Origin of the sequence: Proteus vulgaris (assembly GCF_033708015.1) — a bacterium.
Taxonomy (GTDB): domain Bacteria; phylum Pseudomonadota; class Gammaproteobacteria; order Enterobacterales; family Enterobacteriaceae; genus Proteus.
Map to the genome: position 1 here is coordinate 111,939 of NZ_CP137921.1, position 13,648 is coordinate 125,586.

Annotated in this window: 17 protein-coding genes; 16 read left to right on the forward strand and 1 reads right to left on the reverse strand. The window is 50.9% G+C overall.

What is annotated here, in order from left to right:
* The first annotated feature begins 48 nt into the window (after positions 1 to 48).
* The 16 genes from SB028_RS20230 to SB028_RS20305 all read left to right on the forward strand — a co-directional run bounded on the left by SB028_RS20230 (position 49) and on the right by SB028_RS20305 (position 12,396).
* A complete protein-coding gene (locus SB028_RS20230; RefSeq protein ID WP_000201432.1) occupies positions 49 to 1,674 on the forward strand; it encodes a DNA cytosine methyltransferase in 1,626 nt (541 codons plus the stop codon).
* Between the two features lie 60 nt (positions 1,675 to 1,734).
* Positions 1,735 to 2,166 (forward strand): hypothetical protein, encoded by a 432-nt coding sequence (locus SB028_RS20235; protein ID WP_000687894.1) that lies wholly within the window; start codon positions 1,735 to 1,737, stop codon positions 2,164 to 2,166.
* Positions 2,167 to 2,239: 73 nt separating this feature from the next.
* Positions 2,240 to 2,794 carry a hypothetical protein gene (locus tag SB028_RS20240; RefSeq protein ID WP_001093867.1) on the forward strand — a complete coding sequence of 185 codons (555 nt, stop codon included), beginning with the start codon at positions 2,240 to 2,242 and terminating at the stop codon, positions 2,792 to 2,794.
* A 232-nt stretch (positions 2,795 to 3,026) separates the two neighbouring features.
* Positions 3,027 to 3,413, forward strand: coding sequence for a hypothetical protein (locus tag SB028_RS20245; protein WP_000042274.1), 387 nt, complete (start codon positions 3,027 to 3,029; stop codon positions 3,411 to 3,413).
* Positions 3,414 to 3,500: 87 nt separating this feature from the next.
* Positions 3,501 to 5,954, forward strand: a complete 2,454-nt coding sequence (locus tag SB028_RS20250) for a phosphoadenosine phosphosulfate reductase (protein WP_001187969.1) — start codon at positions 3,501 to 3,503, stop codon at positions 5,952 to 5,954.
* 201 nt (positions 5,955 to 6,155) lie between these two features.
* Complete coding sequence (locus SB028_RS20255; RefSeq protein WP_000050847.1) at positions 6,156 to 6,359, forward strand: hypothetical protein; 204 nt, start codon at positions 6,156 to 6,158, stop codon at positions 6,357 to 6,359.
* A 71-nt stretch (positions 6,360 to 6,430) separates the two neighbouring features.
* Positions 6,431 to 7,036 carry a 5'-deoxynucleotidase gene (gene yfbR / locus SB028_RS20260; RefSeq protein WP_000071870.1) on the forward strand — a complete coding sequence of 202 codons (606 nt, stop codon included), beginning with the start codon at positions 6,431 to 6,433 and terminating at the stop codon, positions 7,034 to 7,036.
* Positions 7,029 to 7,298 (forward strand): hypothetical protein, encoded by a 270-nt coding sequence (locus SB028_RS20265; RefSeq protein WP_000184110.1) that lies wholly within the window; start codon positions 7,029 to 7,031, stop codon positions 7,296 to 7,298. The genes yfbR and SB028_RS20265 overlap by 8 nt, the downstream gene beginning before the upstream one ends.
* Before the next feature lie 13 nt (positions 7,299 to 7,311).
* Positions 7,312 to 7,530 carry a hypothetical protein gene (locus SB028_RS20270; RefSeq protein ID WP_000260293.1) on the forward strand — a complete coding sequence of 73 codons (219 nt, stop codon included), beginning with the start codon at positions 7,312 to 7,314 and terminating at the stop codon, positions 7,528 to 7,530.
* A gap of 73 nt (positions 7,531 to 7,603) precedes the next feature.
* The gene (locus SB028_RS20275; RefSeq protein ID WP_000064432.1) at positions 7,604 to 8,161 is read left to right on the forward strand and encodes a hypothetical protein; all 558 of its coding nucleotides are present in this window, start codon (positions 7,604 to 7,606) and stop codon (positions 8,159 to 8,161) included.
* A 74-nt stretch (positions 8,162 to 8,235) separates the two neighbouring features.
* Entirely contained in the window at positions 8,236 to 9,087 is an 852-nt protein-coding gene (locus tag SB028_RS20280) for a hypothetical protein (protein WP_000595210.1), read from the forward strand.
* Positions 9,088 to 9,292: 205 nt separating this feature from the next.
* Positions 9,293 to 9,439 (forward strand): hypothetical protein, encoded by a 147-nt coding sequence (locus SB028_RS20285; RefSeq protein ID WP_001032043.1) that lies wholly within the window; start codon positions 9,293 to 9,295, stop codon positions 9,437 to 9,439.
* A gap of 106 nt (positions 9,440 to 9,545) precedes the next feature.
* Complete coding sequence (locus SB028_RS20290; protein WP_001077336.1) at positions 9,546 to 9,932, forward strand: hypothetical protein; 387 nt, start codon at positions 9,546 to 9,548, stop codon at positions 9,930 to 9,932.
* Positions 9,933 to 10,109: 177 nt separating this feature from the next.
* Positions 10,110 to 11,837, forward strand: coding sequence for a toprim domain-containing protein (locus tag SB028_RS20295; RefSeq protein ID WP_000122922.1), 1,728 nt, complete (start codon positions 10,110 to 10,112; stop codon positions 11,835 to 11,837).
* Positions 11,824 to 12,102 (forward strand): hypothetical protein, encoded by a 279-nt coding sequence (locus SB028_RS20300; RefSeq protein WP_000268337.1) that lies wholly within the window; start codon positions 11,824 to 11,826, stop codon positions 12,100 to 12,102. The genes SB028_RS20295 and SB028_RS20300 overlap by 14 nt, the downstream gene beginning before the upstream one ends.
* 72 nt (positions 12,103 to 12,174) lie before the next feature.
* Positions 12,175 to 12,396, forward strand: a complete 222-nt coding sequence (locus tag SB028_RS20305; protein ID WP_000714163.1) for a hypothetical protein — start codon at positions 12,175 to 12,177, stop codon at positions 12,394 to 12,396.
* Between the two features lie 181 nt (positions 12,397 to 12,577).
* Here the strand turns inward: SB028_RS20305 and SB028_RS20310 are convergent, their stop codons facing one another.
* Entirely contained in the window at positions 12,578 to 13,582 is a 1,005-nt protein-coding gene (locus SB028_RS20310; RefSeq protein WP_000427623.1) for an IS110-like element IS4321 family transposase, read from the reverse strand.
* Between the last annotated feature and the right edge of the window lie 66 nt (positions 13,583 to 13,648).

The window sequence follows — 13,648 nt, forward strand, 5'->3', positions numbered from 1 at the left end:
CTTCCCGATTGGGACGGTAGTGGCCTCTCAACCGAAAGGAGAGAGCTCATGGCTACTATCGTAAACACCAAGTTAGGAGAACATCGAGGCAAGAAGCGCGTCTGGCTGGAAGGCCAAAAGCTACTGCGTGAAGGTTACTATCCTGGCATGAAGTATGATCTGGAGCTGAAAGATTCCCAGGTTGTGCTTCGCGTCAAAGAGGAGGGTAAGTTCACCATCAGTAAGCGTGAGCGCAATGGCCGGGTGTCTCCAATCATCGATCTGACCGTGCAGGAGCTTGCTACCGTTTTTGACGGTGTAGAGATGCTCCGCGTGTTCATCCGTAACGGCGCAATTGTGATCTCTGCTCACCATCAACAAGAGCGAGTGATCGAGCGCGTCAACCGGCTTATCAGTAAGCTGGAGAATGGAGAATCGCTTTCGGTATGCAGCCTCTTTCATGGGGGTGGTGTGCTTGATAAAGCGATTCACGCCGGTTTTCACAAGGCGGGAATTGCCAGTGCCATATCTGTGGCCGTGGAGATGGAAGGGAAATATCTCGATTCGTCTTTGGCAAATAACCCGGAGCTTTGGAACGAAGATTCTATTGTTATCGAATCGCCAATCCAGGCTGTGAATCTCAGCAAACGCCCACCACAGGTGGATGTTTTGATGGGGGGCATACCGTGTACCGGCGCGTCAAAGTCAGGTCGCAGTAAGAACAAGTTGGAGTTTGCCGAATCGCATGAGGCGGCAGGTGCCATGTTCTTCAACTTCCTGCAATTCGTAGAAGCGCTAAACCCAGCCGTTGTGCTGATTGAGAACGTGCCTGAGTACCAGAACACCGCTTCGATGGAAGTGATTCGTTCGGTGCTCTCTTCGTTGGGTTACTCCCTACAAGAGCGCATTCTCGACGGCAATGAGTTTGGGGTTATTGAGCGCCGCAAGCGTCTTTGTGTTGTTGCGCTTTCCCACGGGATCGACGGGTTTGAACTTGAGAAGGTTCAGCCTGTTCGCACCAAGGAAAGTCGCATACAGGACATCCTGGAGCCAGTTCCGCTCGATTCTGAACGTTGGAAGTCATTTGACTATCTGGCTGAGAAGGAGTTGAGAGACAAAGCTGCTGGCAAGGGGTTCTCTCGCCAGCTTCTGACTGGCGACGATGAGTTTTGCGGCACCATAGGTAAGGACTATGCAAAATGCAGAAGTACCGAACCTTTCATTGTTCATCCAGAACAGCCGGAGTTGTCTCGCATCTTTACACCGACAGAACATTGTCGAGTGAAAGGGATACCAGAGGAACTCATCCAAGGTCTGTCGGACACTATTGCCCACCAGATTCTCGGGCAATCGGTAGTCTTTCCCGCGTTCGAGGCTTTAGCCCTCGCATTAGGGAACAGCCTGTGGAGCTGGGTTGGAATGATGCCAATCATGGTCGAAGTCGTGGATGAATCACAGCCGGTGATCGGTGGTGAAGACTTCCATTGGGCAACGGCATTGGTTGACGCAAAGGGCACTCTCAAGCTGTCACCGGCAGCGAAAAAACAGGGGATGCCCTTCAACATTATGGATGGTCAATTGGCTGTCTATTCACCTAACGGAACTAAAAAGAGCTGCGGCCATGAGCCTTGCGAATATCTCCCGGTAATGATGTCCGGAGACGCAATCATGGTCACTTCATCTTTGGTTCATTAGTAACTCACCGGGGCAATGCCGAAAGGCCTTTGCTCCGGCCTATCCGAAAGGAGAGTAATCATGAAAATCGAAACTGTTGTGCCTTTACCTCCCGAGGATTCAGGCCTTCAACACTGCATTGCCAGGTTCCATAACCGCAACATGGATTCCAAGCGAAAAGACAAGACCCGTTTTTTCAGGAGGGAGCCGGTTATGATCGTAAACCCAGAGACCAAAGCAAAGGTTCTCCGGTATGCGATGGGCAACCCTGGGAATTTATCCATCACAAAGCTGGCGGTCGCGCTGGATTACGATGCGGTAGATGCTCTGGGTGTTCGTTTTAAAGACACTGTAAATCTTGAGGTTCGCAGAGCCAGGCGCTGGGAAGTCTGGCAGTGGTTCTGGAACCATCCGGATCAAAGTGTCCAACTGTCAATCAAATTGGGCGTGGTTGGCGCTGTGTTGGGAGTCATGGGCTTCCTGACTGGCGTAGCTCCGTACCTCTTGGGATAAACCAATAAAGCCGTTAACGGGCAATGTAAGTCCGGAGACGGCTTGCATTGCTCTCTCGAAAGTGGAGAGTCAAATGAACACATTAGAACAACTTGTAAATCAGAGAGTGCTTGAGGAAGGTCTGAAAAAGGCGAAGCCATTGGCCGCGCAAATGGGGCTTGAATCTGTACCTGATGAGATGCTTGAAATGATCTGCCCAAACTTGAACTACTCTGGGCAGTTTACGCCAGCTCTGTACGCGAGATTTCAAAGCGTAAAGCGATTACTGAAAGAGTTGTCGGAACAAACCTCACCTAAGCACGGGCATATTGTGAAGTTTACCAACCAATATGGGAGCTACGATGAGTCAGCTTTGCTGTTCAAAGAAGGCGACGTCAGAAACCAGAACTTGGTTGCTTGTGTGGGCGGGAAGACGATAAATCTCGGAGAGCTAGAGCTTCGAGATTATGGGCTCAATATGCACATCGGTTGCGGTGGACCATTTGAGCCGATCTCAGAAGCGCAGATTCAGTCCTTGTCTGAGTTTGACTTCTATGAGACGACCTACAGATTCTGGGGCCAGAATCCATGTGGAAACGGGATGATAGACATCACCGTCCCTATGAAACGTTGGTTCTTGACTGTGTAGCTTCAACCTGAGTGCGCCGAGAAATCGGCGTACCGGCCCCTTAAAAAGGGTAATCAGCGCAGGGGGAAACCCCGCGCTTTCCCAAGCATCTCGGTTTCCCAGGGTGCTTCGGAAAGTGCCTTAGGCGCTCAAGTGCGGTAGCTGGCTGCCAAAAACAAACAGCAAATTATCAACCCTGACGGGAGCACCTCCTGTTAGGGGGGCTCCGTCATAAACTGAACGGAGATATAGCATGTCTAAAAACGTCAACGATGTTTTTTCAAACCGAACTTCTTTGGAATGTACTGTGAATGCAGCGCTGGATCGTCGTATCGGTCTGCGTGTCGGGTTCCCTCATTACAGAGAAGGAGCAAACGGTGTGGTTTGTGAGATCGAAGCAGAGTACCCATTGCTCAACACTCATTCGAGTGTTGCATGGCCCCTGCTCGATGAACTCAACAGTTACACCATCCAAAAAAACCAATCGCTCATTGATCACATTGATAATGCGGTCGCTGAACTGTTGAAACACAAGGCTCGTCTACAGCTTGATATTCAAAAGCTGCAAGACGGTGACATTGATCTGGTGAAACAGGCCAAGCAGCAATACGAAGACAACCAGATGTCGAGTAGCAGCTAGTTCAGGTCTGATAGCCAGGATTCAATTTTAACCCTACCGGGGTGCTTTCCCGGAAGGGATGGGCACCCTGCTAATCCAGGAGGCCCTATGCAACAAACATTAAACTTTGATCTATCAGAACAACCCATCCCAGTGCTTTTGCGTGGGGATAAGTGGGATTCTGTTTGGTCAGAACTGACTGATAACGAGGATTTGAACTTCGTTGATGCCAGTAGAGGAACCAGTCTGTCATCGTTGATCACGTCATCGGTTGAGTCCATTCACACGGCCTTAATTGATGGGTGGACCATGATGATCGGCTATTCCAGTGGTAAAGATTCTGAAACGGTCTTGCACCTGTTCCTGATGGCCCTGATCCGGGCTGTAAGGAGTGGGGCGACCATCAGCCAGCACCACTTCATCTTGCACACTGACACACTGATCGAAAGCCCAGAGGTAAGGTGGCTGGCGGATCAGAAACTGGCCGAGCTGGAGCGTTTCATTGCGAAGGAAAACCTTCCTCTGACCATCGTTCTAGCAAAGCCTGGGATCTCGCAGAGTTGGACGGGCCGAATCCTTACTGGGAGGGGGTTGCCTACGTTTTCCAACTCCACGGCCCGCCAGTGTAGCCAGGATTTAAAAATCACCTCTGCCAAAAGAGCGAAGGCAGCTTATATGCGAGAGCTTCCCAAAGAGGTTCGACAGAAAGTCTGCCTTTTGCTGGGCAGTCGTGATGCTGAAAGCACTATTCGTGCGGCCAACATTGCAAAACAGCGAGGAAGCTCAGATCGCGTCATTAAGACGAAAGATGGGGGTGAGCTGTATGTGGTGAAAAACTGGTTGGCGAGTGATGTCTGGGAGTTCTTACTATCCGCTGGCATGGGCTCAGCATATCCTCTGCCAAGTTACTTGGAGAGCAATGTCACTACGGCAGAGCTTTACAAGGCGGCAACAGGGGAGTGCGTGTGGTCGGCAACAGAGAAGAAGGCCAGTGACGCCTGTGGCGCTCGCTTCGGTTGCTGGGCTTGCCAGGCTGTTGGGTTGGATAAGTCAATGGAGACGTTGCTTGCCACGGACCCTGAAAGGCATGGCTATATGTCGGGGCTGAACCGCATCCAGCGCTACTTGGCAAAACGCCGGTACGCATGGGAAGACCGCCATCCCGTAGGTCGAACGATTTACGAGGGCGGATACATCAAAATACAGCCGGACGTTTACAGTCCTGTTTTCCTAGAACGATTGCTTCATGTCTGTTGCAGCATGGACTACATGGAGCAAAAGAGAGCTGATGAGCTGGCATACAAGCTGGCTACTGGTCAAGCAGAGGATAACGACTGGAACCGTCGAATGGCAGAGCCACAATTCCGGATCATATCGGAAGAGGCTTTAGTCCATATCGACTTCATGTGGGCCTTCCATCATTTCAATGATAAGCCTTTCCATGCCCTGGAGATTTACCACAGGGTTTGGTCGATGGGTGATCTGGACTTGCTGGAAGACGAGCCGCAGTGTGAAACCGTTCCTCAGTCACCAATTCCGAAGCCATTGTGGTTGAAGGTTGGTCGCTGGGGCGATGGTTCGCTTTCTGATGGCTTGGCCGATCCGTTAGCGGAAATGGCTTACTTTGACGGCGGGGATGACCCGTTGGCAGCGCAAGTGATCAATACCGCAGACGGAAAGAGAAGGGTGGTTTGCTTCGCAGAAGATGATGAAGTGAAAGTCGATCCCGACTCCGCTGCGTTCATCATCTGGAACGAATACCCGCGACTAAGGGAGTCTGTACTAAAGGGACATTATACGCCCGGTAGTGCAGCGCAGTTCTACCTTCGGTTCGGAGCAATCCAGCTTGCGAAAGGAAAAGGCGCTTTGTATCACCGTATGATGCAAAGAGGTCAAACCTACCACCAGATGGGCCTTACAGGGCTACAGACGATGGAAGGAATCCAACAGCGCAAGGATGTCAAAGTGCTTAGCGATGCTAAGTACAAAGATCTGGTGAAGCGAAAAATCAAGGGAAGACTGGCAACGGTACGCTGGTGGGTCAACTTGCACTTAACGTTCAAGTACCATCTGCACCACCGTACTCCGACGGGGTTGTTCATCGAGAAGCAACTTGACCAGGAAGCAATGGAAGAACAGAAACGGCATCAGGAGCGATGGTTTAACTACGTGACTGACGCGATGCTTTGTTACTCCAGCGCATTCTGTATGAGCGTCATGGAAGGGCGAGAGGGGAGCGGAAACGCCAACATTCGTCGTTACATGGCCGCGACCAGAAGGAAGGCTTATACGGCCCTCTGCGAGCTCTTGGACAATACTGACGCCCAGTGGATGAATGATGTGGTCCAGAGTGCCGTAGGGCAGTATGAGGCGATACAGGCAGCCCTAACCGAAGGTTCCGCGCTTGCTATCTATCTCGACTGGATCAACCTACTGTCAAAACGCCATCCAGCCTCTTTGGAGCGACATGTCAGAACGATGATCAAGGCGGTTCAACGCTTACATCGCCGCGACGACACAGAGTTGCAAAGAGGACAGCAAGGCTTGTCCTTGGCCGCATAAAAAGCCCTCCTTCGGGAGGGCTTTTTCTTTTGCACCCCAAAAGGGCAATTACAGCGTTTTACCCTTTTAGGTGGCTGTCATACTCTTTGTTCATTGTCAGCGCTTGCTGGCTATAACGGTAGCTGGCCCAAAACAGCAATAACCTAACCCCTCGGGAGGAAACCCCTCCTGGGTTCTCTCCCACAAACAAAGGAGAGAAGCATGAGCCTAGACAAGTTAAGTCGGCTGGTGGACCAACAACGAAAGATCCAGGATGAAATCGACAATGAAATCATTCTGGCCGTCAAAGAGGTGTTGGCTACAAACTCAGTCGGTTTAGCCCGTGAGCTTGTTGGGGGTGTCCCGCAAGATCATCCATTCCATCCGTTTTTACTCGCTATAGCTAAGCAGCTTGACCCGAGATAACTAAGTAACCCAACCGGGTACACCAAGGCCCGGTCGGCTTTGGTGTACCTCCAACCAATTTTGGAGGCACTATGTCTAATTCAAATTTCGGCTTTCTAGCTCTGGCCTTGCGCCAACGCCTGATCAAACGCTGGTCACTGATGCACTCTGTTCAACCGGAGTCTGTGTTGGAACACAGCGCTGTTGTTACCCTGCTTTCCTACCTGGCTGGCAATATTGCCATTCAGCAAGGGAAGTCGGTGGATCTGGCAGTCATGCTTGCTCATGCTTCGTTGCATGATGCAGCCGAGGTTCTCTGTTCGGATGTTGTAACACCGGTCAAGAAAGCAAACGCTGTTTTGCAGCGTGAGTTTGAACGACTGGAAAAGGCCGCAGAGGACAAACTCATCCAGACTCTTCCCGAAGAACTCCAGGATGCAGTCGCCATAGCCTTCGCTCCCGGTGGCTATGAACAATCACTGGTTAAGGCCTGTGATACCTACTCCGCTTACATCAAGTGCAAACTTGAGGTGGCCGCAGGTAATGGCCTTGAGTTCCAGGATGCTCTCAGCAAAATGGAACGTGTTGTTGCTCAGGTGAAATCGGACTTCCCGGAAATCGACGCTCTGGACAAATGGTTTGGTAACGGACTCGGCCATTCAGTAGATAAACTGCTGGCAGGGGGTAACGATGACTAATCCAATCCCTGGCGACATCAAGATTAAGGACTTTGGCCGCGACCGGAAATTCCGTTCGGTTGATGAGCTTCAAAGCACTTTGTCAGAACAGTACAAAGGTCAGCATGTCAGCATCGTTTACCCTGCAAAGCCCAGCGGTTTACTCCGCACGGTTTTTGTCAGTGTCGATGATGCTGGTGGCGTGAATCGAACCTATGGGGACCAGTCTCCTGTCGATTTTTCTGCCATCAAAGATGACCTGTATGTACCAAGTGACCTGTAGGAGAGCACTAGCTATGGTGGTGATCATCGTAAACACAGGACACTATGAGTTTATCGGCCTTGGTGAGACCCACGGACAAGCCACAGAAGGGCTTTTGAAACGCTGGGACGAACACTGCGAACGTAATCCGGATGCTGAGTCTGGTTACATGCAGGAGCTGATAGAAGAAGGAAGCGCACAAGTTGTCGAGATGGAGCCCGGCTCCGCCGTAATTTACGGACTTGACGGCTAAGCCTTCTCAACTAACCCACTCGGGCGCATCATCCCGAGAGGGTGTGGTGCGTCCTAACCAAAAGGAATGCACTATGTCTAACTTTGAACAAGCTCTGGAGCGTACTGACGGTAAAACACTGATTCTCAGCAATGGGAGTAAGTGGGCAGGCCAAGACCCGGACAGTATTCAGACTTTACTGGATGTCCTGGGTGACAACGTTCTTGACCCGATGTTTGAGCAGTATCACTGTTATCGCCCATACCCGTTTGAACCAATGGTGAGGACGGGGCGAAATGGCGAAATGTTCCAGCCTTGGCTTGGGGCAGCCTGCTTCTTTGGGAACTTCCTGACTGTCTCTCATGTTTTCAACATCATCACGAAAGATGACGGTGTTGTTGAGGCCTTAACAGAGGCGATCCGGAAGAATATGGCGACTGAACAGTACCAGCAGAATGCCTATGAGCGTTATGCCGGTTGGTTCTACGCTGAAACCAGCGAAGGGTTAAGGCTAGTCTCTCCAAGTGAGGCTGCCGACATCCGAGCTGGCGCAGTTTCAAAGCTGCGTTACCCAAGAAACTTCGAGGTTATGAAAACTGCGGTTCTCAAAGGTCCTCGATTTGATACTGAATTAAGCCGCAAGGCTTCTTAACCCAAACATTAACCCCACGGGGGACATCGGTCCCTGAGGGGATGGTGTCTCCCTCTGAAATTAAGGAGATACCAATGATTAAACAGCATTTTCAAAACGAACTGGTTAAGTGTGGATACCCGGATGATCTGACGATTGAGTACAGTCTCGGATACTGCCAGGGGGATGGCGTAGCCTTCTACGGGGATTTGAGCGTTGATGACGTCAAAGCTCTCATGAATCGCCTATTCAGCACTGAGCCCGGCCAAGTGGATGCTGTCAGCCGCGTGAAGAACCTGATGGCACAGAAAGACATTGAGAATATGCTTTCTGTCCTCCGCGAATATGGTTCCTGTGACCTGTCCATTACTCGGAATAGTCACGGGCATCACTACAGCCATTGGAACTGCATGAACATCGACGACAACGTGGACTTCACAGGGATCTTCCCTGATGATGATTCCATGATTGGCACCGGCATTGAAGGGATTAACCAGGATATGGTCGAGCGCTGGCAAGACCTCTGGGAACGCTTTGTGCTGGAGCTGGCGGATGATGTAAAAAGTCTTTCCAAGAAGCTCGAAGCGGACGGGTACTCGCTGATCGAGGCCTCTCCATGCGAAGATGAAGTGGTTTGGGAACGGGCCACTGAAAACTACCTGGTGCGTGTTACTGAACTCCCTGAGCGGGATTTCGATATGGGCCACTGGGATGACGAAGTAAGAGACCAAACAATTTGTTCTATCCTGGAAGGGAAAGAGCGAGTGCTTGGCCTACGTGTTGAGGTACTCTCTCGTGAAAACGAGATTGTCCTGGGTGAAGAGAGTCTGCACGGCTTGACCGTTGCCAGTGATGACAAGAGCTACGCTGGCTACAGACGAGAACTTCTCCGGGGAGCTATCCAGCAAACCAGGGACTTTTTCTCTCGCCACCTCAAAGCGGCATAACAAGGCAGGGGGAAACCCCTGCTTTACTTCCCAAGTCTTCTTACTCATGGTGAATACCATCAGTAAGCAGATTTTGTTCTCTTCGGAGAGCGAAAAGTGCGATAGCTGGTCGCCAAAAACAAACAGCAAATTAACGTTAATTTATTAATCCCTGCGGGAGTCTATCTCCTGCTGGAGATACCTCCCGTTATTTCTGGAGGTATCCATGAACAAATTCCAAGACTTTAAGTTGGTTTATCGTCAAGGTGGTCGTCGCTTAGAGCGTGTCTTTACGGACACTCTTTACGCGAATGTGAAGCGTGTCGCTGACTCGTTTCCTCCGACCGTTCTTTGGCGCATTCAGCCAGCGTAAAACTCGGAACCTTAAAGCTCGGCTTTGGCCGTGACCTTTCAATAACCCATGCGGGTACACTTCCCCGCACGGGGTAGGTGTACCCATTAACTTTGGAGTACACCTTATGAACCAAGTAGCTAAATTGGACCTCGCCCAAATCCGTCAACAAGCCATCAATGATGGTCTGCTGGTGGACCAATCTTCCATCGGTAAACAAGCTGGTTTCCTGACCAATGTGGCAGTGACCCCGGCAATTGTCGATGGAGTATTTGGTGCAGATGGTAAGCACTCGGTAGAAGACTTCCTTTTCATGTTTTTGCAGCTTTGTGTTGCTCAAACAAAGGTCGCTTTTACCGACAACAAGAATTGGGGAAAGATTCGTCTTTATTACCCCATGCCCACTGTAGATGGCTTTTTCAAACCCACTGAGGTTGTGATTAAGTCAGATCCTGTAACCGCAGATGTCACAATCATGATGGCCTCGGAAGAGGGCGCTCATTTGTGCTTGTGATATTCACAAAATTCGCCTCCGTTTCGGGGGCGACCTTTTTAAACCCCTCGCCGGGGAGAACTCCCCGGCTGGGGAGCCTCCTTGGCACATTCTCCCGGTGTCGGGGTTTCCTTAAAACCCTGGCGACGGGGGTTTAAGGAAGCCTCGATGCTGGGGTTCACGCTAAGGAGAAAACCTATGTCTTACTACAAAGCTGACACCGTTCGTGAAGCTGCAAACGGAAACTGGCTATTCATCCTGGCGGCCCTAGCGCCCCATCTTGAACCAGCTCTCCGTAAACCTGGTCGTCATGTTTCTTGTCCTATCCACGGCGGGAAAGATGGCTTCCGACTGTTCAAGGATGCCCACCTGACTGGTGGCGGCGTATGCAATACATGCGGTGCCAATCATGATGGTTTTGAGCTGCTGATGTGGCTCAATAACTGGGACTTTAAACAGTGCCTGAGCGAGGTTGGTGATTATCTGGGCGTTGAGAAAGAGCAACCCCAGTATCAACAAGCCGCTGCACCGACACGAGCTCCTGTCCAGGCCAAAGCGCCTGTTCAGCAAGAGCCTATGAAGGTGAATAACAAGGTTCTCGATTCCAAGAATCGTAAAAAATCCATTGCCGGTACTCTGATTGCCCACGGTAAAGCTCCTTATGAGCATAACGAAGACAACGAGCTCAGCTACTTTGCCTTCATCCGTGACAAGAGCGGTTTGGAACGCACCATCTGGGGCGTGGATCTTGAAAGAGCCATTGGTGAAAGTGAAGCCAAGTATGGGGATGAGATCGTCATGACAAACCTCGGGCGCGAGCCTGTAACTGTCGTCGTTGAAGTTAAGGACGAGCAGGGGAATGTTGTGAGAGAACAACCTATGCAAACGCATCGCAACACCTGGCTGGTGGAACGTCGCGGCGCTACGGTAACGCAGTTCCGCGCTCGCTCGAACGGTGGTGTTGAGCCGGTGAGTCACCATGTTGAGTCGGCCCCTGTGGTCAACCGCAAGGTAGAAACTCCGGCACCGCAAGTACAACCTGCGGCCACACAACCGGAAGAGCAAAGCAGCGAAAATAAGCCGAAAGTTGTTCCGATGTTTCGTGAACAACCTAAGCCTTGGTTGCTTGAGCTCCAAGAAGAAATGGAGAAGAGAATGGAGCGCGAACGCGCTTACAGTGCTCGTCTCCGTGAGAAAATCGAGAAGGTATGGAACGAGTGTTTGCCGTTCTCCAGTCATGTGACTGAGCCAATGCGTCTGTACTTCAAAAACCGCGAGCTGCTGTTCAAAGTTGATGAAGTAGAAAAAACAGACTGTCTGCGGTTCAATCCGGCTATGGCCTACTACGACGAAGATGGCAATGAAGTTGGGAAATTCCCGGCTATCGTCTGCGCTATCCGAGATGTGGAAGGCAACCTGGTAACGCTCCACCGCACCTATCTCACCCAAAACGGTAAAAAAGCCAAGGTCGGCAACGCCAAAAAGATGATGCCCATTCCTGACGGTTTGGATGTCAATGGCGCGGCCATCCGCCTCGGTGAACCGACTGAGGGTATCCTGGGTGTTGCAGAAGGGCTGGAAACAGCTCTGTCAGCTTATCGAGTCACTCAAATCCCGGTTTGGTCAACGGTCAATGCCACCCTAATGGAGTCCTTCGAGGTTCCAGAAGGTGTTCACACCGTACTGATCTGGGCTGACAAAGATAAGTCTGTGACTGGGGAGAAGTCAGCGAACGTGCTGAAAGCCAAGCTGGAGAAGCGCGGCATTCGTGTGTACGTCCTGCTGCCTAAGCTCCCGATCCCGCCCAGAGCGAAAGGGATTGACTGGAACGATGTCCTGATGAGTCAGGGAAGCCTCGGTTTCCCGAATGCTCGCTACCTGCGCGATTTCATTGCGAGAAGGAGAGCTGAGTATGGCCGTCATTGATGTCTCGAAGGTTGATACAACGCCTGGTAACGACGCGGTGTGCCCCTTCTCTCCCCCTGAGGGGTGGGAGGGGGACTCTGCGGCCTACGTTGAGCTTATGCGGTCTCGGTATCGTCATCTGATGCACGGCCAGAGAATGATGGTGACAGCCTCCTTCGCAAGAAGGGAGCCTATCCAAGTTACTGGCCCGTTTGCTGATGAAGCGACGAAGATCATTAACTCAATGAAGATGAACAAGGCGAAGCCAACAGCTTTGTCTGCCTAAAACTTTAACCCTGAGGGGGTGTTCATGCCCTCTCAGGCATGATTCGCCTCCTCTTCAACTATGGAGGTAATCATGAAAAAGTTTTTGCGTATTAAGACGTGGTTTGTGCGTCTTTTCTCTCCTGACAAGAAGACTCTGGGAGCTATCGGTGAAGACCTGCGTAAGGTCGCCGTAACAGCCATCGGTGTCGGTATTGTAGGGGTCGTCTCAGAAAACGGAATCTATGGTCACTCCCGTTTTTGCAACACCGATTTTGACGACAAGTTGGCTTGCTTGAATCTATCCGGCGTCTGAATGGGATTTTATTCCCGCGCCTTGATGAGTTCCGCGCCTGATGAACCTCCAGAAAATATACGGCTTCAATGAGCCTTTCCGTTTTACAGGTTCCTCAACAGGCCGGTGGGCCGTTAGTATCATCAATATCAGTATTCGCAAAACCAGATCAGTAATTCTTTAAACCGGTGTATTTCTGCCGTTATGCTACATAAGTTTGCTGTCGTGCCGTTAGGGCCCAGGCTATTCTGGCCAGCTTGTTTGCCAGAGCACAAGTGACGACAAAGTTGCTTTTCCGGCACAGTAAATCCCTGACCCAATCGGCCAATTTGCCAGACTGGTGTTCCAGTTTTTGTATGAATACCCTGGCACATTGAACCAACAAAGTTCGGATCTTTTTATTACCTCGCTTACTAATTCCCAGCAATGTCGTCCTACCTCCCGTGCTGTACTGCCGAGGTACAAGCCCTGTTGCCGCCGCAAAGTCACGGCTGCTGGCGTACTGCTTCCCGTCGCCAATCTCAGTTGAAATAGTACTCGCTGTCAGTGTTCCGACGCAGGGAATGCTCAGCAAGCGCTGTCCAACCTCATCTTCGTCCAACTTTCGTTTCAACTGGGATTCCAAATCTTTAATCTGCTCAACAAGATAGTGATAATGCTGTTGTAATTTCAGCAATAACTGGCTGAGGTAAAGAGGCAAACTATTATCCTCAAGAATGGTACTCAGTCGGCTAATAACGGCAGCTCCTCGGGGAACGCTAATGCCAAATTCCAGCAGAAAAGCATGCATTTGATTGGTTGTTTTTACCTTATCCTGAACCAGGGATTCACGGACACGATGCAGAGCCCGCATTGCCTGCTGAGATTCCGTTCTGGGCTGCACAAAACGCATAGACGGACGCGATGCAGCTTCACAAATAGCTTCGGCGTCGACAAAGTCGTTTTTATTGCTTTTAACGAACGGGCGGACAAATTGTGGTGATATCAGCTTTGGGGAATGCCCCAACTCTTCCAACTTGCGTGCCATAAAGTGAGAACCGCCACAGGCTTCCATTGCGATGGTTGTAGCGGGGCATGTCGCCAAAAATTCGATCAACTTTGGCCGGGTAAATTTTTTACGGTAAACAGCCTTCCCGCGACGATCCTGGCAATGAATATGGAAAGAGTTTTTACCCAGATCGATACCAATGAGCGCAATGTTTTCCATGATAGTTCTCCGAATGAAAGCCTGTCCTCAGCATAGTACCGGGAAGGAGGGAGTGACCATCTCATT